Raw genomic sequence first — 23,599 nt, forward strand, 5'->3', positions numbered from 1 at the left:
CATAAAAAACAAAAACAGGCGGAGAAAAAACAACTCGTTTTTCTCCGTCTGCTTTATTTTAGGGACTTATTGGACAGCCCCGAGATTCATTTACAGTTTGAGGGGCCTCGTCGCGGGGCCTTCCAGCACCGAGCCGTCTTCCCGGAATCTGGAGCCGTGGCATGGGCAGTCCCACGTGCGGTCGCCCTCGTTCCATCTGGTTTTGCAGCCCATATGGGTGCAGGTCGGCGTATCCAGCCGGACCGTATAGCCTGTAGCCAACTCGCCGGTGACCAGACCGGATACCTTGATGCCCTGCAGAAGTTTCGCGCCGAAGCCGGTTCGGCCGGGGCTGTACAATTGAGTCGCTTCGTTTGGCCGGCCGATGATCAGGTCTCGTAGCACTTCAGACCCTGCAAGCGAACCGGACAGCCCCCACTTCCGGAAGCCGGTGCTGATATAGATATGGGGCAGGTCTTCCGTGATGCGGCCGATGTATGGAACATAATCGGGCGTCTGTGGGTCCTGGGCCGACCAGCGGTGGGAGACTTCGGTTACACCGAACTGTTTCCTGAGATGCTCGGAGAGTTCACCGTAGTTTTCGCCGGTGTCCTCCTTCATGCCGGCCAGGTGGCTGCTGCCAGAGACCATCAGGTAGGCCTGGCCGTCGATTCCCGCAGTCCGGATCGACAAGGAGTCGGCGTCCACGCCGAGATACTGGTTTTTCAGCTCCTTCGAAACCTTGGCGGCGGCAATATAGGAGCGATTAACCTGGAGTTTCATGATGTTCAGGTTTTGGAAGCCGACCAGCGGATAGTGGGTGCAGATAATCAGTTCATTGAAGGTGACGTCAGCGCCGTTTTCAAGCTCCACGAACCGCTTCTTGAAGTTCATCTTCCTAACGGCGGAGTTTTCATAGATGCGGGCACCCGCATCCGCTGCCATCCGTGCGAGGCGCTGGCCGAAGCGGAGAGGATGGATCTGCAGTTCGTCATGCATCGACAGAGCGCTCTCAACGGTGAATGGCAGTTCCGTCTCATTGACGAACGCGCCCTGGATGCCGATTTCCTTGTAGGCTTCCCATTCCTTTCGGAGGTTTTCGGTGCCGAGAGGGGTGCGGGCATAGAGGATGGAGTCAAGAGGGCGGGCTTCGTCATCACGGGCAATCTCCCGTGCCCTGCGCACAGCGCGCTCATTCGCCTGGTAATAGGTCCGTGCAGTTTCCAGGTCAAACTGCTTGATCAGCTTGGAATAGATGATGTCATGCTGGGCGGTCACTTTTCCTGTCGAGTGGCTTGTCGTGGAGCCGAAGATGCGGTCCTTCTCCAGGACGATGACATCCTTTCCGGCCTTCGCGAGCTGCTCGGCCGCGGCAATTCCTCCGATACCACCGCCAATGATACATACATCACAGCGAAGCGAGCCGGCTGCTTCCGGATACTGATCCCGCGGATAACCCGTGTCGAGCCAAAGTGGTTCATTCAATGGTAAATCCTCCAATCACTTGTCGTTCTGCCCCGCGTTCTGCCGGGCGGATTCCTTGTCGCGTGCTCAGCATCCCCCTACAATGAAGACAGACAAAACGGAAGGGGATCGGTGACGTGAAAATAGAAGTATGGTCTGATTATGTTTGCCCGTTCTGCTATATCGGCAAACGGAAACTGGAACAAGCCCTCGAGAAGACGGGCTTGGGTGCCGGAGCGGAGGTCATTTTCAAAAGCTATGAGCTGGACCCGCATTCTCCGGAAACATCTGAGCAGTCGATGGTTTCCGTGCTGGCCGGGAAATATGGCACGACCGAGGCCCAGGCGGAAGGCATGACGGCCAATGTCACAGCCGCTGCCAAAGAAGTCGGTCTCGAGTACAACTTCTCCAAAATGCGCCCGGCCAATACCTTCAGTGCCCACAGACTTGCAAAATGGGCTGAAGAGCAGGGGAAGGCGGACCAGATTTCGGAAAATCTGCTTCGTGCTTACTTTATCGAAAACCGGAAAATTGGACTGAAAGAAGTTCTTGCGGACATCGCTGAAGAGACGGGGCTCGAGCGTGCCGAGGCAGAGGCAGTCCTTAAGTCTGATCGCTATGAAAAAGACGTCCGGGCGGATATCGAAGAAGCTCGTCAGCTCGGTGTGCAGGGCGTCCCGTTTTTCGTAATCAACCGCAAATACGCCATTTCTGGTGCCCAGCCCGATGAAGTGTTTGAGCAGGCACTTCGGCAAGTTGCTGAAGAAGAGTCATGAAATGCCGAACCTGCCGCATTCTAATGGATGGATGCGGCTTTTCTAATGCAAAAAAACGGCCGCCCATTAACGGGCGGCCGTTTTGAACAATTAGGATTCGAGGCTTTCTTCTTCTGCTTCTTCTGTTTGAGGCTGTTCCTCGGTCGCCTCCAGGTCCAGATGAATCTTCACGTCTTCACCGACGAGGACGCCCCCGGTTTCGAGCGCCTGGTTCCAAGTGAGGCCGAAGTCTTTGCGGTTGATCTTACCGTCCACTGAGAATGCGACGACTTCCTGGCCCCAAGGGTTCTTCGCCCGGCCTTCGTACTCGGCTTCAAGCGTGACGGATTTGGTTTCTCCCTTGATCGTCAGGTCACCTGTCACTTTGTATTCATCGTCTCCGTCTGGCTGGATGTCGGTCGAGACGAAAGTGATCTCCGGATGGTTCTCCGTATCGAAGAAGTCTGCAGAGCGGAGGTGATTGTCGCGGTCCTCGCTGTCCGTGTCGATCGAGTTCACATCAATCGTGAACTTAAGAGAGGCACTGGAAAGATCCTCAGGATCCGCCTCGACCTCTGCGTTAAACTTGCCGAACGATCCCCGGACCTTCGAGATCATCATGTGCTTCACCGTAAATGTTACATGAGAGTGCGCCGCGTCAATCTGCCATTTCGTATTTGCCAATGGAACTCCTCCTTTTATTGGTACCGTAATAATTTGAATTTAAGGCAATTTTCCGAACAAGTCAACCAAAGCGATTCTGCTTTTGGGGCTGACGGGTTCGACTTGTCAAAACGCCGGGCAGACAGCATACTATATAATTGTGAATGACGATTAGAGAGTAAGAGACCCGCCGCGGCAAGGCGGAGAGCCTCTGAAAGGAATGGCAATCCAATGAGCAAACAGCAATGGGCTGATGACTTAAAAAAGATCATCGGCGATGCACACGTGAAAATAGATGAATCTCTTTCCCTTCATACGATGACCCGGATGGGCGGGCGCGCGGACCTGTTCTGTGACCCGAAGACGGAAGAAGGTGTTCAGGCGGTCGTCCGCTACGCGCATGAAAACGGGATCCCGGTGCTCCTGCTCGGGAACGGTTCGAATATGGTCGTCCGGGATGGTGGCGTCCGCGGAATCGTGCTGAACCTGTCTGAACTGAATGAGATCCGCTTCGACGGCAAGTCCGTGTACGCAGAGAGCGGGGCGGACATCAAGGATGTCTCACGGCAGTCTGCGGCTCTCGGCCTCACCGGTTTTGAATTTGCCTGTGGGATTCCGGGTTCTGTCGGCGGCGCGATGGTCATGAACGCCGGTGCCTACGGCGGCGAGATCAAGGACATCATCCACCGCTGTACGGTCCTGACGCCTGAAGGGGAGCGTCTGGTGCTCTCCAAGGAGGAGCTGGAACTTGGCTACCGGACGAGTGTGATCGCGAAAAAAGGATATTATGTCCTATCAGCGGAATTCCTGCTTGAGGAAGGCGAGCAGGGGGAGATCGATGCGAAGGTCGCGGATCTTACGCACCAGCGCGAATCCAAGCAACCGCTTGAGTTTCCTTCCGCGGGCAGTGTGTTCAAGCGTCCTCCGGGTTACTTTGCCGGCAAGCTGATCCAGGATTCCGGCTTACAGGGCAAAGGCTTCGGGGGTGCGGAAGTATCGACCAAGCACGCAGGATTCATCGTCAATAAAAACGGTGCAACGGCTACCGACTACATCCGCACGATCGAGATGGTCCGCGAAGCGGTCAAAGACAACTTCGGTGTCGACCTCGAGCTCGAAGTGAAGATTGTCGGGGAAGAATAATAGACAGCAAGGGAGCGCGGACATCGGTCCGCGCTCCCTGTTTTAAAAGGCGTCCGTTGCATGGACGCTGCAAAAAAAGCGGCTGCCCGCCATGGACAGCCGCTTTCTTTATTGAACGTGTTTTTCCTCCGCCATGCGTTCGACGGTACGTGATTCTTCAATTCGGTCATCATCCACATGCACCTGGCACATCTTGTGGTCATGCATGAATTTGAAGATGCCGTTATTGAAATCGGTCCCGATCTCCTTGAAGAAGATCCCTTCGAATTCGCAGCCTTTCGACTGGGTGAAGCTGACGCGGTAGTCTTCGCCGTCCTTGATCAGGTACGCGCGGACGCCTTTTTCATACATGTCCTCTTCCACGGACTTGATGGTCCTGGCGACGGAGACGACATGCAGGTCGGCGAACGGAATTTCACGGAGCAGGACGTTGATGAATGATCCCTTGGTGATTTCCTCCCACCGGCTCTGTGCGGTCTGGCCGATGACGATCTGGGTTACATTCTTGTCATAGGCCACTTCCTTGATGACCTTGGCGGAAGGCAACCGCTCGCTGTCCCGGAGGATGAACGCCTGTGCGCCGAGTTCCTCCGAGAGTTCCTGCCATCGCTCCACGTATTCGGACTTGTCGGCATCAAACTGGTCGAACGGCAGGGGATCGACCGTCAGGATATAAAACGGGCAATTGAGCATGCTGGCCATTTTATGGCCTCTCCGGATCAGCCGCTCGCCGTTCGGGCCATAATAGACACAAACGAGAATGCACTCATCCATTCCCGGCTTTTTCAACATGGCGGTGAGTCACCTCTTGTTCATAATAACTGGGCTGCCGGGACAGTGCCCGGCGCCTACTTCGAAAGCCAAGACATTATAAGACATCCCAGAGAAAAACACAACCTGACCGGCTGGCAGTGGACATGATGTGCGAATAGGGCGGATTTCCTGTATACTTTTAAGTGGGAAATCAGTGCCGCAGAAATGCGGCCGCTGTGTTTCGCATGCCCTTTATACATAACTGCAGTCCGAGGCTCCCGGAAGGGTTCCGGACGCTGTTGCACCATATTATGCGCCCTGCCGGCCGTTACGTCAAGGCGGCTTGCCCGGAAGGTGCTCACGACCTGATTGGAGGTTCCCATGTACGCTGTATTTGTCATCTTTTTCCCATTCATTATGGCAGCGCTCCTGCCGCCGGTCCACCGTCTGATCGGCGATCGCCTGATCGGCTGGTATGTCATGGCGGTGCCGCTTATTCTCTTTGCCACCCTTGTCCGGCTTATCCCGAGGGTCGCGGATGGAGAGATCGTCTCCGCTTCCTATGCCTGGATTCCGGATGCCGGAATCGACTTGGCCGTCCGGATTGATGGTCTCGGCATGATTTTTGCACTCCTCATCACCGGGGTCGGCACACTGGTCGCCCTCTATTCTATTTATTACCTCTCACCGAGGGAATCACTCGGTCACTTCTATGTCTACCTGCTATTATTCATGGGCGCCATGCTCGGCGTCGTCTTTTCAGATAATCTGATGCTTCTTTATACGTTCTGGGAGCTGACGAGCATCTCGTCGTTTCTTCTGATTGCGTTCTGGTATCACCGGAAAGGTTCCCGATACGGGGCCCAGAAGGCGATGCTTATCACGGTCATGGGAGGCGTGTCGATGCTCGCCGGCTTCCTCATGCTCTACTTCATGACAGGGACGTTCAGCATCAGCGAAATCATCGGGATGCGGGAATCACTTTCCGGGGCGCCGTTGCTTATTCCTGCGATGGTGCTCATTCTCCTGGGGGCGTTCACCAAGTCGGTCCAGTTCCCTTTCCACATCTGGCTTCCCGACGCGATGGAAGCACCGACACCGGTCAGCGCCTATCTGCACTCCGCTACGATGGTCAAGGCAGGGATTTACCTGGTCGCGCTGTTCACGCCTCTGTTCGGCGGCCTTGAATCCTGGTTCTGGTCACTGAGCATTGCCGGGATCATTACGCTGCTGTGGGGCGCGTTCAATGCGATGAAGCAGAACGATTTAAAGGCCTTGCTCGCTTATTCCACAATCAGCCAGCTCGGCCTGATCATGAGCCTGCTCGGTTTCGGGTCAGTGGCGTTGTCTGATTCTGCCGCGGGAGATCCGACAGCTTATGCGGCCGCCGGATTTGCAGCATTTTTCTATCTGCTCAACCATTCGACCTTCAAGGGGCTCCTTTTCATGGTCGTGGGGATTGTCGACCATGAAATCGGGACGCGGGACATCCGCCGTCTCGGAGGTCTCATGTCCTTTATGCCGGTGACGTTCACCTTTGCTGTGATCGGCAGCTTCTCGATGGCGGGATTGCCGCCGTTCAACGGATTCCTGAGCAAGGAGATGTTCTTCGGGGCAGCTGTGGACATCGCGTCCGGCCAGCCGTTTGCCGGCGGAGCCGAGGTGCTCTTCCCGGTTATCGGCTGGCTCGCGAGTGTCTTTACATTCGTCTACTGCACGATCATCGTCTACCGGACATTCCTGGGCCCATCACAGCCCGAGAAGATCGACCGCGTACCGCACGAGGCGCCAAAAGGGATGCTGGTCGCTCCCGGCATTCTTGCTGCGCTGGTCATCGTGATCTTCTTTTTCCCGAACGTGGTCGGCAAATATGTGATCGGTCCCGCAATGTCCGTCATGTTCCCGGAGCTTTCCCGGCAGACGGATCTTGTTCCGGAAATAGAGGCGTGGCATGGATTTAACCTGCCACTTCTCATGACATTCGGAGTCATCGCTCTTGGCCTGCTGCTGTTCATTACGTTCCGCCACTGGAAGAAGATTTACCGTGTCGCGCCGTTTCGCTGGACGATGGACTCCATATACCGAAGCATGCTCGGAGCCGGGGAGGCAGGCTCCACGATCCTCACTGATCTATATATGACCGGAAGAAGCCGTGACTATTTTGCCTTCATCTACCTGTTCTTCCTTGTTACTGTCGGCGGGATGCTTTTCCTGACCGGGGCTTTCGATCCTGACTTCAGCAGGGGGCCGGTCGGAATTTTCGAGATATCATTTGTCATCATCATGGCGTTTGCAGCGATCTCGATGCTGTTTGTCCGGTCCCGTATTACGGCGACCCTTCTGAACGGAGTGCTCGGATACTCTGTCGCCATCTTTTTCGTCTTTTTCCGGGCACCGGACCTTGCACTTACGCAAACGGTGATTGAAACGGTGACGACGGTGCTGTTCCTGCTGTGCTTCCACTTCCTTCCCGAATGGAAGCCAGAAGATTCTCCGCTCCGGACCAAAGTCGTCAACGGAATCATCGCGATCGGCGCCGGTACGCTGGTCACCGCGTTTGGCCTGACTGTCCAAGGGTATGACGTCTACGAATCAATCTCGGGATATTTCGAGGATTCCTACAAGCTTGCGGGCGGCAGCAACATCGTCAACGCCATCCTCGGCGACTTCCGTGCGTTCGATACGATGCTGGAAGTCGTGGTCCTCTTTATCGCGGGCATCGGTGTCTATACGCTGATCGCCCTCAAGCCGAAGAAAGGAGGGGATGACATTGAAGGAAAATGATGTGATTCTCCGGACTGTCACCCGTGCAGTTGTCTTTATCATCCTGACCTTCGGTGTGGAGCTGTTCCTGTCGGGGCACCACAATCCTGGAGGCGGCTTTGTCGGAGGGCTTGTGCTGTCTTCCGCGCTTGTCCTCCTGTATGTGGTCTTCGATATCGAAACCGTCCATCAGGGCGTGCCATTCGACTTCCGCAAGATTGCGGCGTTCGGAGCGATGGTATCCGTCTTGTCAGGTACCGGGGCAGCCGTGTTGGGCAAGCCTTTCCTGACGCAGGGCTTCGGCTATTTTGACCTGCCGATCTTCGGACTGACCGAACTCGCTACCGTGACGATCTTCGAAGCCGGGGTCGCACTCACGGTCATCGGCACGGTCGTCACCATTATCTTGAGTATCAGTAAGGACGTGTAGCAGATGGAATTCCATATGACCATACTGGTGGGCATTCTCGTGACCGTAGCGGTCTATCTGCTGCTGTCCCGCAATATGATCCGCATCATCCTCGGCACCGCCGTCCTGTCGCATGCCGTCCACCTTCTCCTCATCACGATGGGCGGAGCGGGGGAAGGCGGGGTGCCGCTCCTCCGGGAGTCCGACGGTCCGTATGCAGATGCGCTGCCGCAGGCACTGATCCTGACGGCGATCGTCATCAGCTTTGCGACGACCGCTCTCCTGCTCGTGCTGGCTTACCGGACGTACGAGGAAAGCGGATCCGACAACATGAACACGATCAGGAGGATTGACCGTGAATAATATCTTAGTCCTCCCGATGCTGCTCCCGTTGCTCACCGGATTTGTGCTGTTTTTCCTGCGGCCTTCCGTAAAGGCGCAGAAAATTGTAAGTTTCCTGTCTCTCCTCGCTTTGGTTGCTGTCGCCGGCCGGATTCTTTTCCGCATCAGTGACGAAGGCATCCTCAGGCTCGATTTTGGCGGATGGGCGCCGCCGTTCGGCATTTTGTTCGTCGGAGATTCCTTCTCCGCACTTATGGTGCTCACGGCCTCGGTAGTCTCTACGCTAATCATCGCCTATTCCTTTACGGCGACGGAGCGCAGGATGGAGAACATGTTCTTTTATCCGTTTGCCTTCTTCCTTGTCGCGGGTGTCAACGGTTCGTTCCTGACAGGGGATATGTTCAACCTGTTCGTCTGTTTTGAAGTCATGCTGCTCGCTTCGTATGTGCTTATTACGCTAGGAGGCGGCAAGGTCCGACTGGCGGAATCGATGAAGTACGTCGCGATCAACGTGGTGGCTTCCTGGTTTTTCCTCGTCGCACTGGCATTCCTTTACGGGACGGTCGGCACGCTCAACATGGCCCACGTTTCCGTCCGCGTGGCGGAAGCCGGGCAGGGTCCGCTCCTCAGCGCTGTGGCGGTCGTGTTCCTGATCGTCTTCGCGCTGAAGGCCGGGCTTTTCCTGTACTTCTGGCTGCCGGGTTCGTACAGCTCGCCGCCTGGCCCGATTGCCGCGCTGTTTGCAGCACTCCTCACGAAAGTCGGCGTGTACGCGATGTTCAGGACGTTCACCCTCATGTTCTATCATGATGACTTCATAATGGGCACCATCATCGGCACGATGGCGGTCGTGACGATCATCGCCGGCTGTCTCGGTGCGGTCGCCTATACCGACATCCGCCAGATTGCTTCGTACAACGTCATCATCGCGGTCGGATTCATGGTCCTGGGCCTGGCTGTCTTTAATGAGGAAGCGTTCAAGGGTTCCGTTTTCTACCTCATTCATGACATGGTCATCAAAGGGATCCTCTTCCTGATCGTCGGGGCGATGGTCTACCTGACCGGCAAAACGAAAATCACCGAAATGAGCGGCCTGATCCGGAACTATCCGGTTCTCGGCTGGCTGCTTTTCCTCACCACGCTCGGCCTGGCCGGAATTCCGCCGCTCAGCGGATTCATCGGCAAGATGTATGTCGGACTCGGTGCAGTCGAGGGCGGGAATTACTTCCTTCTCTTTATCGGTTTCGCATCGAGCCTCATCGTGCTGTATTCGATGCTCAGGATCTTCATGAACTGCTTCTGGGGCGAGACGATCATCAACCGGGAAGACCAGCGTCTTTATCCTGCGAGGCGGCTGATTCCTATTGCAATTCTCGGGGTTCTGACAATCGGCATCGGGGTCGGTGCGCAGGCGCTGGAGCCGTTCGTATCCGATGCAGCCCGAGTGATGGCAAACCCTGGCCTCTACATTGACGCTGTCCTCGGGGAGGTGGAGTCATGAACAAGTTTGCCGGAGACGAGGGATTCGGGGCGACGGCCGCCCAGTTCCTCCTGAACCTGTTCATCGCGTTTCTCTGGATGCTGCTTCTCGATGAGGATCAGTTCCGGGCAACGACATTCATCGCCGGATTTATCGTCGGGATCTTTATCGTGTTCTTTATGCACCGGTTCTTCGGTACGCAGTTCTATCTGCGCAAGCTGTTCGCCATCATCAAGCTTATCCTGATCTTTATCCGGGAGCTCATCATGTCGAGCATGTCCGTCATCACGCAGATTTTGAGCCCGACATTGAAAATCCGTCCCGGAATTTTCCGGTATGACACGATTCTTGAGAGTGATGTGGAAGTCACCATGCTCTCCCTGCTGCTGACACTCACTCCGGGTTCGGTCGTTATGGAAGTGACCGAAGACGGGCAGGGACTCTACATCCATGCGATGGATCTTGACACCTCGAAGGAAGCGCTCATCAGCCAGTTGAAGAATTTTGAAAAAGCGATCATGGAGGTGACGAGATAATGGTGAATATCCTCATGCTCATCTCGTTGGTGCTGTTTTCGTTCACAATCCTGATCGCAGTCTATCGGATCATCAAGGGTCCGTCTAAGCCGGACCGCGTCATCGCGCTTGATATGATCGGTGTGAATCTGCTGGCATCCATTGCGGTCGTGTCCTGTATCCTCCTCACAAAGGCTTTCATGGAAGTGATCCTGATCCTCGGCATCCTGAGCTTTATCGGGACAATCGCTTTCTCAAAGTACATAGAGAGGGGGATCATCGTTGAACGCAGACACAATCGTTGAATACGTCGCGGCGATCCTCATGGTCACGGGCGGGATAATGAGTGTCATCAGTGCGATCGGCATCATTCGTTTGCCCGATGTGTACACACGCTCCCACGCGGCGACGAAAAGCTCGACGCTTGCCGTCCTGCTTTCCTTGCTTGGCGCCTTTCTTTATTTTTGGGCGGTCGACCGATTTATCAGTGTCCGACTCCTGCTCGGCATCATCTTCGTCTTTCTGACGGCTCCTGTAGCCGGCCACGTCATCATCCGGGCCGCGCACAGGTCGGGCGTCAGGCTGGCCGACATTTCTCAAGGCGATGAGCTGGAGGAAGCAAAGGAAGCCAGGAAAGAGAAGGAAGCAAAGAAAAAACCCGAAAAGGAAAATGAAAGCAGATCCGATGGCTGATGGCCGTCCGGATCTGCTTTTTCTAATGAGTGCTTCATGAGGGGCGGGAAGGATTTCTCAGGTAAAGGGAGAATCTTTTGGTCAGGGGGGATGTTGGAATGAGCAAGTGGCCGAGGTGGTTGCGCTTCGCCTTGTATGCGGCGGGGGCGGTTGTGGTATTGGGTGTTGCCGCACTGATTTTCGTAAACGTTTACATAGGTAGGTCCGCTCCTGTCACGGAAGGCGAGCTCCGCGTGCCGGTGCTGGATTCAGAGGTCACGGTTGTACGTGACGGAAAGGGTGTGCCGCATATCCGCGCTGAATCAGATGCCGACCTGTACAGGGCACAAGGGTATGTCCAGGCGCAGGACAGGATGTTCCAGATGGATCTGGCCAGAAGGCAGGCTTCCGGCAGGCTGGCGGAAGTGGTCGGTGAGGCAGCAGTGCCATCCGACAAGCTGTTCCGCACGTTCAGCCTCCGGCATGCGGCTGAGCAGTCTCACGAGGGATACGGGGAGGAAGCAAGACAGGTGCTTGGGTGGTTCGCCGAAGGGGTGAACGCCTATATCGACGAGGCGAATCAAGAAGGCAGCCTGCCGTATGAATTCAGCCTGCTCGGGTACGAGCCGGAGGAGTGGACGCCGCTGGATTCCCTCACAATCGGAAAATTCATGGCCTACGACCTTGGGGGCCATTGGCAGGCGCTGGCATTCCGGCACTGGGCGGTAAATAAATTTGACGGCGAAAAGATGGAGGAGCTGTTTATCCATTATCCGGAGGATGCACCCTCCATCATTGAAGCGAACCGCGCGAACCCGGTCCAAGTTGCCGGAGCATTTGATGCCTCACTGATACCGCCTGAGTTCAATGGAAGCAACAACTGGGTCGTTTCGGGTGACAAGACAGCGACCGGCAAGCCGCTTCTCGCCGACGACCCGCATCTGGGACTGACGACGCCGTCCATCTGGTATGAGATGCACCTGGAATCACCAGAGCAGAATGTCGCAGGTGTCATATTCGGCGGCATCCCGGGCATCATCCTCGGCCACAACGAGGAGATCGCCTGGGGTGTGACAAACGTCGGCCCGGATGTGCAGGATCTGTATATCGAACAGCCGAACCCGGACGATCCGACGCAGTTCCTCTATGACGGAAAGTGGGAGCAGGCAGTGGTACGGGATGAACCGATCCGTGTGAAGGACGGGGAGACGGTGGACTTCCGGGTGGTGACGACGAGGCGCGGACCGGTCATCTCGGATCTGATGCTGGAGGAAACGGGACCGGGTGCCGTGCTGTCGATGCAGTGGACGGCGCTTGAGCAGACCCGGGAGCTTGAGGCCGTCCTGACGTACAATAAAGCTTCTGGCTGGGATGAGTTCGAGAAGGCACTGGAAAACTTTAACGCGCCGGCGCAGAACTTCGTCTTCGCTGCCAAGGATGGCACGATCGCCTACAAGGCGAACGGCAACATCCCGATCCGCAAAAAAGGGGACGGACAGCTGCCGGTCCCGGGCGATTCGCCGGAATACGGCTGGGAGGGCTATATCCCGTATGACGAATTGCCGCGTGCCGTGAACCCGGAAGAAGGATTTATCGCCACAGCGAATAACCAGGTCATCGGGGAGGACTATCCGTACCACATCACCCAATTCTGGGCACAGCCTTACCGTTACGAGCGGATTGCAGAAGTGCTCCGGGAGGGCGATGACCTGACCCCTGAGGATATGATGGCGCTGCAAATGGATGTGAAGAACCTGTACGCCCGGGAGTTTCTGGATGACATGATCGGCTCGCTAAAGGCGACGGGCGCGGCGGAAGAATACGCATCCGCCGTCCGGATGCTGGAAGACTGGAACCTCGAAGATGACAAGGACCTCGGCGCGCCGCTGATCTTCCACAGGTGGATCCAGCAATTGCCGAGGACTATGCTGCGCCCCTCCATGCCTGGGGATGTCTATGACCTCATGCCGGGCAAGAACCACATCACCGATGAAATGATGAGGCAGGCCTACGCCGGAAGTCCGGGTGCCTGGGTGACGGGTTACGGCGGCGTGGACGCCTGGGTCACAGATTCGTTCAAGCGCGCAGTCATGTCAATCGCGGACGCCTACGGGGATGATGCGGACAACTGGAAATGGGGCGACTATCACCAGCTCGTCTTCCCGCACCCGGTCGGCGGCGCCTCGCCGATCCTGGAGCGGTACCTGAATCCGCCGCGCACGCCGGTCTCCGGCTCGCACATCACCGTACAGGCCGCCGGATTCAACTACGACGGCACCGCCGACCACGGCGCATCCTGGCGGTTCGTCGCCGACCTGTCCGACCTGTCCGGCACGTGGCACATCGTCGGCCCCGGCCAGAGCGGCCATGTCAAATCCGGCTGGTTCCATGACCAGGTGGACGACTGGGTAAAAGGCGACTATCACGAAACCCGGATCGACGGGACCGCAGAAGGCGACGAGCTGAAGCTGCTTCCGTAAAGAAGTGGAGCGGCAATCAAGGGCGGGAGTTGCACCAAGTGGTGCGGATTTGCGATATGGCGCACTGATTTGCCGCATAGGCTGCCGATTCGCCACATGGAGTCCGGATATGCCACATGGGTCTCCGATTTGCCGCATGGGCTGCCGATTCGCCACATGGAGTCCGGATATGCCGCATGGGTCGCCGATTTGCCACATGGAGTCCGGATATGCCGCATGGGTCTCCGATTTGCCACATGGAGTCCGGATATGCCGCATGGGTCGCCGATTTGCCATATGGGGCTCCAACTTGCGATAAGGAGCCGGGAGTTGCAACAAGGGGTCCCAACTTGCAGTAAGGGGCCCCGACTTGAAATAAGGAGTCAGAAGTTGCAATAAGGGCTGCCGAAATGAAATATGGCAGTCTGCCTTGAAATAAGCGGACCGATCATCCGGAGAGAGGGGAAGAAAGTGAGAAGGTTTATAGTTGGTGCGATCATTGTCGCGGGGCTCCTGGCAGGCTGCAGCGATCCGGAAGTCACGAGTTTCAGTGAAGTCAATCAGATGCCGGGTAAAGCATGGGAACAGGTTGATCCCGCCTTGTCCCTTCAGATGCTTAATTCGAAAGACAAGTCCTACATCGTCTTCCAATCCGAGCAGGCTGTGGCGGCAGACTACGAAATCAAAGACAATAGGGTCATCATCAAGCTGGAAGAAACCGCAAGGACTCAGGACGCGGCTGCAGACACCCACGTTTACGAACTGAAGACAGACGCCAAACAAGACACGATCGAAGTCAGGGTAAACGGCGAACAGCGGCCGTTTGACAGAGTGACCGGTTTCTGAGGCGAAGAAAAGAGAACTTCCGCAAATCTGGAAGTTCTCTTTTTCCTTAGGTGCCAACTCACCGGAATTCCGCTTTCCTGACAAGCCTTCCTTTTCTGCCGGTCGTCGTCTCCGCGTGCAGGAGCGACTGCAGGATGGCTTCTTCCGTCGAGACGATGGCCGCTTCGAACAGGTCGTTCATGACCGGGTGGTCGTCCTTGGTGATTTCCCTGGTGACGGTCATGTCTTCGCCACCGTGCCGTGTCAGCAGCCCGTTCGAGAAGGCGATGATGATGTCGCCGCTCCCGTTATGGATGTGGGTGCCTGTCCGGCCAAGTCCGATTGCGGCGCGCCTGGCGATGCGTTTTAGCTGGCGGGCGTCCAAAGGAGCATCGGTCGCGACGACGATGATGACCGAACCGTCCGGGCGCTTTTCCTCTTCGGCAACCGGTGTTTCGGGAGCCGGTTCTTCCGGCGATACCCAGCCCGAAAAACGGCATTCATGGCCGCGGCCGAAGTTGGTGAGGACGAGCGTGCCGACGGTAAATGACCGGTTGCCGGCCTCGACGATCCGTGATGAACTGCCGATGCCGCCTTTCGCGCCGTAGCAGATCATGCCCTTGCCGGCGCCAATCGCGCCCTGTGCCAGTTCCCCGCCGGAAGCTTCTTGAATCGCCCGGACGGCGTCTTCCGGCCGCACGGCCATTTTGCGCATCGAGTTCAGGTAACTGTCATTGCACTCGCCGACGACGACATTGAGCGAGCTGGTGGAGTCCCCGATTGCCGGATTCTCATCGAGCATGTATTGGAGCGTACCCTCCAGCACCGCACCGACGCTGAATGTGTTTGTCAGCATGATTGGCGATTCAAGCACGCCCAATTCCTCAACCTGGACAAGCCCCGCTGTCTTTCCGAAACCATTCAGGACAAATGAGGCAGCGGCGGGCTTTTCCTCGAACCAGTTGCCCCTGTGCGGCAGGATCGCCGTCACCCCTGTGCAGAAATAATCGTCCCCATCCCCGGGCCGGTCAAGCGTGACATGGCCGACCGACACTCCTGCGACATCCGTGATGGCATTCCACTTTCCTTTTCTCATTGCTTTTCCCCCTTGCGAGCCTGATCTGCCTCCCATTATCTCAAAGTTCAATTAAAAATGGGCGCATAAAAAAACCGTCCCCCTTTTGGGAACGGTTCACTTCACAAGCAGGACGGGGCATTCGGCGCGCTTGGCGACTTTATGGCTGACACTGCCGAGCACCATCTCCTGGAAAGCGTTCAGACCGCGGCTGCCGACAATGGCCAGGTCGTAGCCGGCCGAATTAATGAATTTGACGATTGCAGGGCCGGGTTCACCGAACTCGATCTGAAGTCCGGGCCGGATCCCCCTGTCACTGAAAATGGCGAAAACCTCGGACAGCTGGTCGCGGATGCGCGTTTCCAATTCTTCCTTTGTGACGTTTTCGAGTTCCTGCGGACGGGAGCGGTCATGGTCGACCACGTAAAGCAGGTCGGCCGCTGCACCGGTGGCCTGCGCAATGGTGGCGCCGTGCTTGGCCGCGCGTCTGGAATGGGCGGAGCCATCCACGGCAATAATGATTTTCTCGTACATGAGTCCGGTATCCTCCTTCGGTTTCCGGAATGGACGGCTGCGAGCCGCCCGCCGTCGTCCGGTTATCCGGACGAGGGGAAACGTTCTCTATATTAATACTATATTCCCTCCACGCCGCTGAAAAACCTTTTGCACCAAAAGAAAAAACAATCAATCAACGTTATGCTTGACCTTGGTTCCTGTAACAGCCCATATAAAGGGGGCGTTGCGCCTTTAGAGCATCAGTAAAGCCGGAAAACGTTGTGTAAATTGAGAAAAACGATTATGTTTTCATTAGGACATAAAATTGCCGCTCTGCCTCCTGCAAATCCGGGAGCAGTGCGCGGCAGGGGGGACACGCATGAAACTGACGGAATGGACGATGCAGGAACAAGAAGAGCTCATCCACTTCATGACGGAAAACAGCTGGCCGTACCACGGCATCCCGCATCCCGCGCGGAAGATGATCGAGAAGGCGATCGACGATGGCGGCTATGAATCCGATGAGGTAAAAACCTTTTGGGTGGAAACGGATGACAGGGAAAAGGTCGGCATCGTCAAGCTGTATGACATGCAGGACGAGATTCCGATGTTCGATCTGAGAATCGCGGAGCGGGCGCGGGGCAGGGGCTTCGGGCCAAGGGCGCTGCGCCTCATCTGTGACTATGTGTTCAGCCTGCCGGATAAGAAGATCCGGCTGGAAGGCCATACCCGCCAGGACAACGCCGCAATGCGGAAAACGTTTGAGCGGGCGGGCTTTGTGAAGGAAGGCCATCTCCGGAGATCTTGGTACTCCCCGAAAGAAGATTCTTACTATGATGCTGTAACCTATGGCATCACGCGGGAGGACTTTGAGAGCGGCATGACAACCCCTGTGGAATGGAACGACCGGGAAATTGCTGCGGCATCCGATCACCAGGGACGTCCGCCAAGTTTCCCGGATGAGTTCCGGTCGGAGCGGCTCCTGATACGTGCGCCGCGCCTGGAGGATGCCGCCGATGTATATGATGCGCTCACCTATTCCCATCCGGAGCTGAAGGAATGGCTCCCGTTTGCCAAGGACAAGCCGACACTCGAAGGCGTGGAAGACAGTCTGAGGGGAGCGGTGGCCGACTTTATCACACGGAAAGATCTGAGGCTGCATCTTTACCGTTTGGAAGACGGCGCGTTTATCGGTTCTTCCGGCCTGCACCGGATCAACTGGGACGTCCCGAAATTCGAGATCGGCTACTGGATCGATACTCGCTATACGGGCCACGGCTACATCACGGAAGCCGTTGAGCGGATCACACAGTTCGCCGTGGAAACGCTAGGGGCGAGACGCGTCGAGATCAGGTGCGACACGAAAAATGAAAAGAGCCGTGCCATCCCGGAAAAGCTTGGCTTCGGGCTTGAAGGTGTCCTGAAAAACGACGCTGTCGCATCAGACGGCAGTCTCCGCGACACCAATGTTTATGCAAAAGTGAACTAGTGCATTAGCTGGCAGCCCCTGAATGAAGGCCGCCGGTTCTGTCGGAGCAGCACCGGGATTTTCGCGAATGACAAGCAAACCCTCAGACTTAAACATAAAGGGATGCCGCCATGTGTGTGCGGCATCCCTTTATTCAATGTTTATTCCTGCCGGTGATCAGCTGGAAGATGAAAATGATGCCGGCAATAATGAGGATAATATGGATCAGCCCGCCGAAAATATCGAGCAGGAAGCCGATCAGCCAGAAGGCGATCAGGATCAGGATGATCCACCAAACGATTTTGCCCATGAGGTCACCCGCTTTCCGTCTTGTCTGTTAATCAAATCCTACCCCTCGCACGGCACGGATAAACCGGCCCGGGCACCGTGGCGTCCGTGCTATAATGGACGGACAGGCAATGGAAGGGGCGGATCTGATATGGCGACGCCGAGCATGGAAGACTATCTGGAGCAGATCTGGCTGAAGTCGGCGGCAACCGGGGAAGCGCGTGTTTCCGACATCGCAGAGGCGCTGGAAGTCCTTCCGTCATCCGTGACGAAGATGGCGAGGAAGCTTGACCGGGAAGGCTATTTAGTTTATGAACGCTATAAAGGGTTAATATTAACTTCAAAGGGTGAAGTATTTGGCCGGAAGCTGGCCGGGCGCCATGAGCTGCTCGAACGGTTTCTCCGGCTGATCGGCGTAGACGAAAAGCATGTCTACAACGATGTCGAAGGGATCGAGCATCACCTGAGCTGGGACGCGATTGACCGCATCACCGATCTTGTGCGTGTCCTCGAGGCCAACCCTGCGACGCTGGATCAGCTGGAGCGAAACCGAGCCGCGGACCGTGCAGATGAAGAAAGGGAGAGATAACTATGACAAAGGCCGAATCCGGGCGAATCATCGAGGCGCTCGCGGAAAGGCGGGAAGGTTCCCGCTGGGTCCTGTCCTGCGACGGACAGGATTTCAACATGAATGCGTCGGAAGCACCGGAAGACCTGAATGAAGGAGACCGGCTGAAAGTTTTTCTCCACCCGGACCGCCGCGGCAACCTCGTTGCGACGAGCAGGCTGCCCCGCATAGAGGCCGGTTCGTACGGCTGGGCTGAAGTGATCGATATAGATGGGCGCGATGGCATCCGGACAGACATCGGCTCATCCGTCGAGGTCATCGTGAACCCGAAAGACATGCCGCAGCTCAAGGAACTCTGGCCGGAGCCGGGCGACTGCCTCTACATGACGCTCCGTACGGATAAAGGGGGCAATCTGTTCGGCCGGCTCATTACCGAAGAGCGCATCAAAGAAGAATATGTGGACGCACCCGCTTCCCTCTTCAACAAGAATCTGAAGGCGAGGGCATACCGTCTGCTGCCGGTCGGGGCATTCATGCTGAGCGAGCCGCAGAAATACAGGATCTTCGTCCATCACAGCGAGATGAAGTTTGAGCCCAGACTCGGACAGGAAGTCGAAGTGCGCGTCATCGGCATCCGGGATGACGGCTCGCTTAACGGATCCCTTCTGCCCCGGAAGGAAGAGCGGATCGGGGATGATGCGGAAACCGTCCTTCGATACCTGAACGGAGCAGGCGGCAAAATGCCGTTCACCGACAAGTCCACACCGGAGGAAATCGAAGAGATGTTCGATATGAGCAAGGCCTCGTTCAAGCGGGCTCTCGGGAAGCTTCTGAAAGAACGGAAAATCGTACAGGAAGACGGCTGGACTTATTTGAAGGACGTCCAGCGGGATTCATGAAACTTTTTACCCTCCCTGCCCGTTATATGGGTAGGGAGTTGCTTTTGTATTCTGGAAAGGGGAAAACCTCATGATCAAGAAGAAAAGATGGGCATTGCCCGCAATCATAGCAATAATCCTTTCGCTGGTGGCGGGCCCGGCTGTATCTGCTGCGCCTGCGGTCGATGAGCGGCTCGGGATTCCGATTGTCGTATACGGTGCAGACCTGACCGCCGACCAGAAGGAAAGCGTCAAGTCTAGCCTGAAGGTGGCAGAGGAAGCGGAAGTCGAGGAAATCACTGTTTCCGGACAGGACCTCGGAAAGTATATTGAGGGCTCCAATCCGCGGGCACGGATGTATTCATCCGCGAAAATCACCGTGACCGAGCCGGGCAGCGGCCTGATCATCCAGATTGTCACGCCGGACAATATCACTCAGGTCACGTCCGACATGTATGCGAACGCAATGCTGACAGCTGGAATTGAAGATGCTGACGTGGATGTAGCCGCACCGAAGCCGGTTACCGGCCATTCGGCGCTTGCGGGGATTTACAAGGCCTATGAGGCAAGCGGCGGCACGCTCGATGCGGAGCGGACCGATGTTGCAAACGACGAGCTGACCGTGGCGACAGAGCTCGCCGAAAAGTCGGGCGTCGATGAACAGAAGGTAACGGAGCTCCTCACCGAGCTGAAGCAGCAGATCGCCGAGCAGAATCCGGCGACAAAGGAAGATGTCGAACGCATCGTTTCCGAGCAGCTCGACAAGCTCCAGATCGAGCTGAGCCCCGAAGACCGCCAGCTGCTCATTGATCTGATGGACCGCATCCGCCAGCTTGATATCGATTTTGGCCAATGGTCAGATCAGCTCGGACAGTTTGCACAGGATTTCAATGACAAATACGGCGACAAGATTCGCGAGACGGTGAATGACGAAGGTTTCTGGCAGAAAGTCAAAGACTTCTTCAACAGCCTGATTGACTCGGTCCGCTCGCTGTTCAGCGCCAACTAACGGAAAACGGATGCCCGGCAATTTGCCGGCATCCGTTTTTGTTTTTGGCTCTGTTAATGTTTAATGTTGTTTTTAAATATAAAAACGGGAAACTCTTTTTACTTTGAGTTTCCCATTCAGTTTTAAATAGGAGCAGTTCACCAAATTAGTTCAATTTTGATGGAAGCAATCTTCACATATGAAACTTCCTTCATTTTTTAAATACGCTTTTATTTCAGTCATACCTTTACGCTTTGGATAACGCATTTTTATAAGAACAACCTCGTCACCCTTGATTTCCTTACCACATTTTGTACACTTAGGCTCTTCTCTAAACATTTATATCACCACTAATAGATTATTTATACTCTTATTACGAATAAGTTTCATAAAAGTTTCTTTAAATGCTAAATGCCAATGAGCCTTGCTTTTAAAGAGGCAAGAATCGCGACGAAAGTGACGATTCGCCCTTCTCGAGTGACGAATCCCTCCCGAGAAATTATCCGGCGTTCCGCAATCCGGCCGTTATCGGATCCGCTGGCCCAGCTCCCTGTACCATGACTCGGTTTCTTCCGCACTGCCGCCCGTAATGAACACCGGCCGGCCGGTTGTCTTAATCAGCAAAATGGGCGCCTGCTTCATATCGACGAAAAGCAGGGAAGATCCATGGCCTTCGACGGAGAATCGGCCCTTGGCATAATCGGCAAAGCCGAAGCCGTTCTCCTTTAAGACGACAGGTGGCATCGTGTCGAGCATTTCCACGGAGTGGATATCCCGGTAGGGGATTTTTTCGCCGTACATGCCGGAAATCTCCACAGCGGACTTGCCAAATGTGAAATCGGGCTGCTTTGCGCCGATCATGAGCAGTGCCGAAACACCGCCGATTACGACGACCGCCATGATCACCGAGATGAGAAGGGAGCGCTTCCTCTTATGCGGGACTTCGCGGCGCGACAAGATAATCAGCCCCCCGAACAGCACGAGCATCATAAAGGCCATCTGCACTTCAAATGTGTAGCGGAAACCGGTAAGGCCGAGTGGCATGAGGATCATCAGCCCCGCTGCGATGATGAGAAACATCCGGCCGACGCCTTGAGGATAGCCGTTTTCAATCAGTTGCTGTTGCTCTTCTTTGGAGCGTGTGGCGAATCCGGAAATAAACATATAGGAGCGGCGTTTCAGGATGATGTAGGCAAACAGTGCAAACAGGGCAACCAGGAACACCTGGGTCCAAAAGATGAGTGACATGATTTTTTTCCTTTCCAAACGGGTATCGTCTTTCAAGTGTAGTGGGGATGCCTGGAGATTGCAAAAGCGCGAGTGGGAGTATATGATTAAGGAAAGTATCTTGAAGTCAAGATAAAAAGGAGCGAATGACATGCAACTCGGAGGAATTCACCATGTCTCGGCCATCACGGCCAGCGGAGCAAAAAACCACGACTTTTTCACCAGGGTACTCGGAATGCGGCTCGTCAAGAAGACGGTCAATCAGGACAGCACCTCGATGTACCACCTGTTTTATGCCGATGCGGTCGGCACGCCGGGAACGGATATGACGTATTTTGAAATCCCGATGGCGGGCCGCACCTATCCTGGCGTTTCTTCCATCAGCAGCACCGGTTTTCGGGTCAAGTCTGAAGAAGCGCTTGCGTTCTGGATCGGGCGGTTTGATGAATTGGGTGTGGACCACGAAGAGATCCGGGAGCGCAACGGCCGGAAAACGCTGGCCTTCACCGATCATGAAGGTTCAAGGCTGATGCTCATTGCAGATGACGGCTCGGGCGTTCCATACGGGCTTCCTTGGAAGAAATCTGATATTCCTGAAGAATTTGCGATTGTCGGGCTCGGTCCTGTAAAATTGACGGTACGTCACCCGGAACGGACGGAAACGGTTCTGACTGAAGTGCTGAATTTCAGGAAGGCGGGGACCTACCCGTCTGATGTGCCCGGCATGCCGGACTTTATCGTCTACGAAACCGGTGAGGGCGGAGCAGGTGCGGAAGTGCACCTCGAGACTCGTCCCGACCTGCCTCCGGAGAGGCCGGGCAGGGGAAGCGTTCATCACGTCGCCTTCCGTGTTTCGACTTTCGAGGATTATGACAGGTGGCTTGAGCACCTTGAACGGGCAGGTTTCCAGACGAGCGGCAAGGTGGACCGGTATTATTTCCGGTCGATCTATTTCCGTGAACCGAATGGTATTTTGTTCGAACTTGCAACGGACGAGCCCGGCTTTGACTCGGATGAGCCGATGGACTCGCTTGGCAAGACGCTGGCACTTCCGCCTTTCCTTGAGCCGCGCCGACAGGAAATCGAGGCGTCACTCAGTCCGTTGGAGCTTGACTGATCGCCGTTTTGGGTACACAAATGGGGAAAGGGGAGTTGGATCATGGAGTTTGAACTGAAAGAGCTGGGCAGCGATGCGTTTGCATTCGTGCATGAGGAAAATGGCAAGAGAGATGCGGAGATCACTTGGACGAAGATGGGGGATGTAATGGTCATGGACCATACATTCGTCGACCCGTCGCTCCGCGGAGGCGGCGTAGCGAAAAAGTTGCTTGACCGTGCGGCCGACTATGCGCGTGAAAACAATTATAAGATGGAAGCGGTCTGCTCTTATGTCGTAACCGCATTTGACCGCTACGATGAATATGAAGATGTAAAAGCCAAATAAACACACGAAAAAAGCAATCCGTTCCGATTTGACCGGGCGGATTGCTTTTATGTTTGATAGTGGCTGATCGTCATAAAGTCCTCCTTCAGAATGTGAAGAAAATCAGAATTGCCGTGAGAACAGACGATCCGGCAATGGCATACATCGCATCGGACTGACTAAAGATGAGTTTCTTTTCCATGGGTTCGTCTCCCCCTTTTTAAATGTGTGTTGCTATGAAAGTACCCCATGAAATAGGTGGGTAAACCTTCCATTTTATATCCTTTTAAAAAAGTTGAAACCGTGCGTAGTTTCATCCGTAAGAAGAAAGGTAGAATAAAAGAAAATCAAAAGAGGTGTCGCCAAATGGAACAGAACTCCTTTAACCGTCCTTTTAAACGGACCGGGGAACGCGTCCTCGGAATCGTCAGCCTGGTCTTTAACATCCTCGGTGTGATTATGACACTCGTTGTGAACAGCCTGATGAAGTCGCTGACGAACGATCCGCAATTCCAGCAGGAATTCGAAGCGGAAATCTGGAATGATCCGACGCTTACCGAGTCGGATGCGCAGGCCATTGTGGACATGATGTATATGGGAATGGACTGGATAGTCAGCTTCGGCTGGTTCTTCATCGCTGCACTGGTCATCAGCTCGATCCTGATCGTGATTGCACTCATCAATCTTAATAAGAACTCCAAACTGAGCGGAATTCTATTCATCGTCGCCGGCGTCCTTGCCGGAATCATTTCCCTGACTTCCATCCTGCTCTACATCGCCGGTATCATGTGCTTCGTGCGCAAGCCGCCTGTAGAAGAGGAATCGGTCTATGGAAACGACACAATGCGTCCGCTTTGACCGAAATAGCCCCGGCCTGTGCCAGGGCTTTTCCTATTTATGTGAGAGTGTTAATGGAGAATCAGTGCCTGATATAAATAGGAATAAAAGAAATAATCATATGTGCAAA

Annotated in this window: 26 protein-coding genes; 18 read left to right on the top strand and 8 right to left on the bottom strand. The window is 55.2% G+C overall.

Going from position 1 to position 23,599, the window contains the following annotated elements:
* Nucleotides 1-90: 90 nt before the first annotated feature.
* Nucleotides 91-1,464: an FAD-dependent oxidoreductase gene (locus tag AC6CHQ_RS13600; RefSeq protein WP_498081823.1), complete on the bottom strand. Its 1,374-nt coding sequence runs from the start codon at nucleotides 1,462-1,464 to the stop codon at nucleotides 91-93.
* Between the two features lie 116 nt (nucleotides 1,465-1,580).
* Here AC6CHQ_RS13600 and AC6CHQ_RS13605 point away from each other — a divergent pair, with 116 nt between their 5' ends.
* Complete coding sequence (locus AC6CHQ_RS13605; RefSeq protein WP_498081824.1) at nucleotides 1,581-2,219, top strand: DsbA family oxidoreductase; 639 nt, start codon at nucleotides 1,581-1,583, stop codon at nucleotides 2,217-2,219.
* 90 nt (nucleotides 2,220-2,309) lie between these two features.
* On the opposite strand, the gene AC6CHQ_RS13610 is transcribed toward AC6CHQ_RS13605, so the two are convergent.
* Nucleotides 2,310-2,882, bottom strand: a complete 573-nt coding sequence (locus tag AC6CHQ_RS13610; RefSeq protein ID WP_498081825.1) for a YceI family protein — start codon at nucleotides 2,880-2,882, stop codon at nucleotides 2,310-2,312.
* 210 nt (nucleotides 2,883-3,092) lie between these two features.
* On the opposite strand from AC6CHQ_RS13610, the gene murB reads away from it, so the two are divergent.
* Complete coding sequence (gene murB / locus AC6CHQ_RS13615) at nucleotides 3,093-4,004, top strand: UDP-N-acetylmuramate dehydrogenase (protein WP_498081826.1); 912 nt, start codon at nucleotides 3,093-3,095, stop codon at nucleotides 4,002-4,004.
* Nucleotides 4,005-4,112: 108 nt separating this feature from the next.
* Here the strand turns inward: murB and AC6CHQ_RS13620 are convergent, their stop codons facing one another.
* Nucleotides 4,113-4,796, bottom strand: coding sequence for an adenine nucleotide alpha hydrolase family protein (locus tag AC6CHQ_RS13620; RefSeq protein WP_092055333.1), 684 nt, complete (start codon nucleotides 4,794-4,796; stop codon nucleotides 4,113-4,115).
* Nucleotides 4,797-5,138: 342 nt separating this feature from the next.
* Here AC6CHQ_RS13620 and AC6CHQ_RS13625 point away from each other — a divergent pair, with 342 nt between their 5' ends.
* From AC6CHQ_RS13625 to AC6CHQ_RS13665, 9 genes are all read left to right on the top strand, one after another.
* Nucleotides 5,139-7,541, top strand: coding sequence for a Na+/H+ antiporter subunit A (locus tag AC6CHQ_RS13625; protein WP_498081827.1), 2,403 nt, complete (start codon nucleotides 5,139-5,141; stop codon nucleotides 7,539-7,541).
* On the top strand, nucleotides 7,528-7,950 hold the full coding sequence (locus AC6CHQ_RS13630) for a Na(+)/H(+) antiporter subunit B (protein WP_251239489.1): 423 nt from the start codon (nucleotides 7,528-7,530) through the stop codon (nucleotides 7,948-7,950). Before AC6CHQ_RS13625 ends, AC6CHQ_RS13630 begins: the two co-directional genes overlap by 14 nt.
* Before the next feature lie 3 nt (nucleotides 7,951-7,953).
* Nucleotides 7,954-8,292 (top strand): Na(+)/H(+) antiporter subunit C, encoded by a 339-nt coding sequence (locus AC6CHQ_RS13635; RefSeq protein ID WP_251239488.1) that lies wholly within the window; start codon nucleotides 7,954-7,956, stop codon nucleotides 8,290-8,292.
* Nucleotides 8,285-9,772: a Na+/H+ antiporter subunit D gene (locus AC6CHQ_RS13640; protein ID WP_251239487.1), complete on the top strand. Its 1,488-nt coding sequence runs from the start codon at nucleotides 8,285-8,287 to the stop codon at nucleotides 9,770-9,772. The genes AC6CHQ_RS13635 and AC6CHQ_RS13640 overlap by 8 nt, the downstream gene beginning before the upstream one ends.
* Nucleotides 9,769-10,287: a Na+/H+ antiporter subunit E gene (locus tag AC6CHQ_RS13645; protein WP_251239486.1), complete on the top strand. Its 519-nt coding sequence runs from the start codon at nucleotides 9,769-9,771 to the stop codon at nucleotides 10,285-10,287. Before AC6CHQ_RS13640 ends, AC6CHQ_RS13645 begins: the two co-directional genes overlap by 4 nt.
* Nucleotides 10,287-10,571: a Na(+)/H(+) antiporter subunit F1 gene (locus AC6CHQ_RS13650; RefSeq protein ID WP_251239485.1), complete on the top strand. Its 285-nt coding sequence runs from the start codon at nucleotides 10,287-10,289 to the stop codon at nucleotides 10,569-10,571. Before AC6CHQ_RS13645 ends, AC6CHQ_RS13650 begins: the two co-directional genes overlap by 1 nt.
* Entirely contained in the window at nucleotides 10,549-10,959 is a 411-nt protein-coding gene (locus AC6CHQ_RS13655) for a Na+/H+ antiporter subunit G (RefSeq protein WP_251239484.1), read from the top strand. Before AC6CHQ_RS13650 ends, AC6CHQ_RS13655 begins: the two co-directional genes overlap by 23 nt.
* 98 nt (nucleotides 10,960-11,057) lie before the next feature.
* Complete coding sequence (locus AC6CHQ_RS13660; RefSeq protein WP_424237684.1) at nucleotides 11,058-13,418, top strand: penicillin acylase family protein; 2,361 nt, start codon at nucleotides 11,058-11,060, stop codon at nucleotides 13,416-13,418.
* A 450-nt stretch (nucleotides 13,419-13,868) separates the two neighbouring features.
* Nucleotides 13,869-14,243 carry a hypothetical protein gene (locus tag AC6CHQ_RS13665; RefSeq protein ID WP_251239482.1) on the top strand — a complete coding sequence of 125 codons (375 nt, stop codon included), beginning with the start codon at nucleotides 13,869-13,871 and terminating at the stop codon, nucleotides 14,241-14,243.
* A gap of 58 nt (nucleotides 14,244-14,301) precedes the next feature.
* Here the strand turns inward: AC6CHQ_RS13665 and AC6CHQ_RS13670 are convergent, their stop codons facing one another.
* Nucleotides 14,302-15,318 carry a DmpA family aminopeptidase gene (locus tag AC6CHQ_RS13670; protein ID WP_498081828.1) on the bottom strand — a complete coding sequence of 339 codons (1,017 nt, stop codon included), beginning with the start codon at nucleotides 15,316-15,318 and terminating at the stop codon, nucleotides 14,302-14,304.
* A 96-nt stretch (nucleotides 15,319-15,414) separates the two neighbouring features.
* Complete coding sequence (locus AC6CHQ_RS13675) at nucleotides 15,415-15,831, bottom strand: universal stress protein (RefSeq protein WP_251239480.1); 417 nt, start codon at nucleotides 15,829-15,831, stop codon at nucleotides 15,415-15,417.
* A 340-nt stretch (nucleotides 15,832-16,171) separates the two neighbouring features.
* On the opposite strand from AC6CHQ_RS13675, the gene AC6CHQ_RS13680 reads away from it, so the two are divergent.
* Nucleotides 16,172-17,281, top strand: a complete 1,110-nt coding sequence (locus tag AC6CHQ_RS13680) for a GNAT family N-acetyltransferase (RefSeq protein WP_251239479.1) — start codon at nucleotides 16,172-16,174, stop codon at nucleotides 17,279-17,281.
* A 133-nt stretch (nucleotides 17,282-17,414) separates the two neighbouring features.
* On the opposite strand, the gene AC6CHQ_RS13685 is transcribed toward AC6CHQ_RS13680, so the two are convergent.
* A complete protein-coding gene (locus AC6CHQ_RS13685; protein WP_251239478.1) occupies nucleotides 17,415-17,570 on the bottom strand; it encodes a lmo0937 family membrane protein in 156 nt (51 codons plus the stop codon).
* A 129-nt stretch (nucleotides 17,571-17,699) separates the two neighbouring features.
* Between AC6CHQ_RS13685 and mntR the strand changes: the two genes are divergently transcribed.
* From mntR to AC6CHQ_RS13700, 3 genes are all read left to right on the top strand, one after another.
* Nucleotides 17,700-18,137, top strand: a complete 438-nt coding sequence (mntR, locus tag AC6CHQ_RS13690; RefSeq protein WP_092055362.1) for a transcriptional regulator MntR — start codon at nucleotides 17,700-17,702, stop codon at nucleotides 18,135-18,137.
* A 2-nt stretch (nucleotides 18,138-18,139) separates the two neighbouring features.
* On the top strand, nucleotides 18,140-19,015 hold the full coding sequence (locus AC6CHQ_RS13695) for a CvfB family protein (protein WP_251239477.1): 876 nt from the start codon (nucleotides 18,140-18,142) through the stop codon (nucleotides 19,013-19,015).
* A 70-nt stretch (nucleotides 19,016-19,085) separates the two neighbouring features.
* Complete coding sequence (locus AC6CHQ_RS13700) at nucleotides 19,086-20,003, top strand: DUF1002 domain-containing protein (RefSeq protein WP_498081829.1); 918 nt, start codon at nucleotides 19,086-19,088, stop codon at nucleotides 20,001-20,003.
* Nucleotides 20,004-20,153: 150 nt separating this feature from the next.
* Here AC6CHQ_RS13700 and AC6CHQ_RS13705 read toward each other — a convergent pair whose 3' ends face one another.
* Both AC6CHQ_RS13705 and AC6CHQ_RS13710 read right to left on the bottom strand, forming a co-directional pair.
* Nucleotides 20,154-20,321 (bottom strand): Fe3+ hydroxamate ABC transporter substrate-binding protein, encoded by a 168-nt coding sequence (locus AC6CHQ_RS13705; protein WP_251239475.1) that lies wholly within the window; start codon nucleotides 20,319-20,321, stop codon nucleotides 20,154-20,156.
* A gap of 186 nt (nucleotides 20,322-20,507) precedes the next feature.
* Complete coding sequence (locus tag AC6CHQ_RS13710) at nucleotides 20,508-21,230, bottom strand: DUF3784 domain-containing protein (protein WP_498081830.1); 723 nt, start codon at nucleotides 21,228-21,230, stop codon at nucleotides 20,508-20,510.
* 130 nt (nucleotides 21,231-21,360) lie between these two features.
* On the opposite strand from AC6CHQ_RS13710, the gene AC6CHQ_RS13715 reads away from it, so the two are divergent.
* The 3 genes from AC6CHQ_RS13715 (at nucleotide 21,361) to AC6CHQ_RS13725 (ending at nucleotide 23,490) form a co-directional block, all read left to right on the top strand.
* The gene (locus AC6CHQ_RS13715) at nucleotides 21,361-22,326 is read left to right on the top strand and encodes a ring-cleaving dioxygenase (protein WP_251239473.1); all 966 of its coding nucleotides are present in this window, start codon (nucleotides 21,361-21,363) and stop codon (nucleotides 22,324-22,326) included.
* Between the two features lie 42 nt (nucleotides 22,327-22,368).
* Nucleotides 22,369-22,653 carry a GNAT family N-acetyltransferase gene (locus tag AC6CHQ_RS13720; protein ID WP_251239472.1) on the top strand — a complete coding sequence of 95 codons (285 nt, stop codon included), beginning with the start codon at nucleotides 22,369-22,371 and terminating at the stop codon, nucleotides 22,651-22,653.
* Nucleotides 22,654-22,998: 345 nt separating this feature from the next.
* On the top strand, nucleotides 22,999-23,490 hold the full coding sequence (locus AC6CHQ_RS13725; protein ID WP_251239471.1) for a DUF4064 domain-containing protein: 492 nt from the start codon (nucleotides 22,999-23,001) through the stop codon (nucleotides 23,488-23,490).
* Nucleotides 23,491-23,599 lie beyond the last annotated feature (109 nt).

It is taken from the genome of Bhargavaea sp. GQ12 (assembly GCF_059758705.1).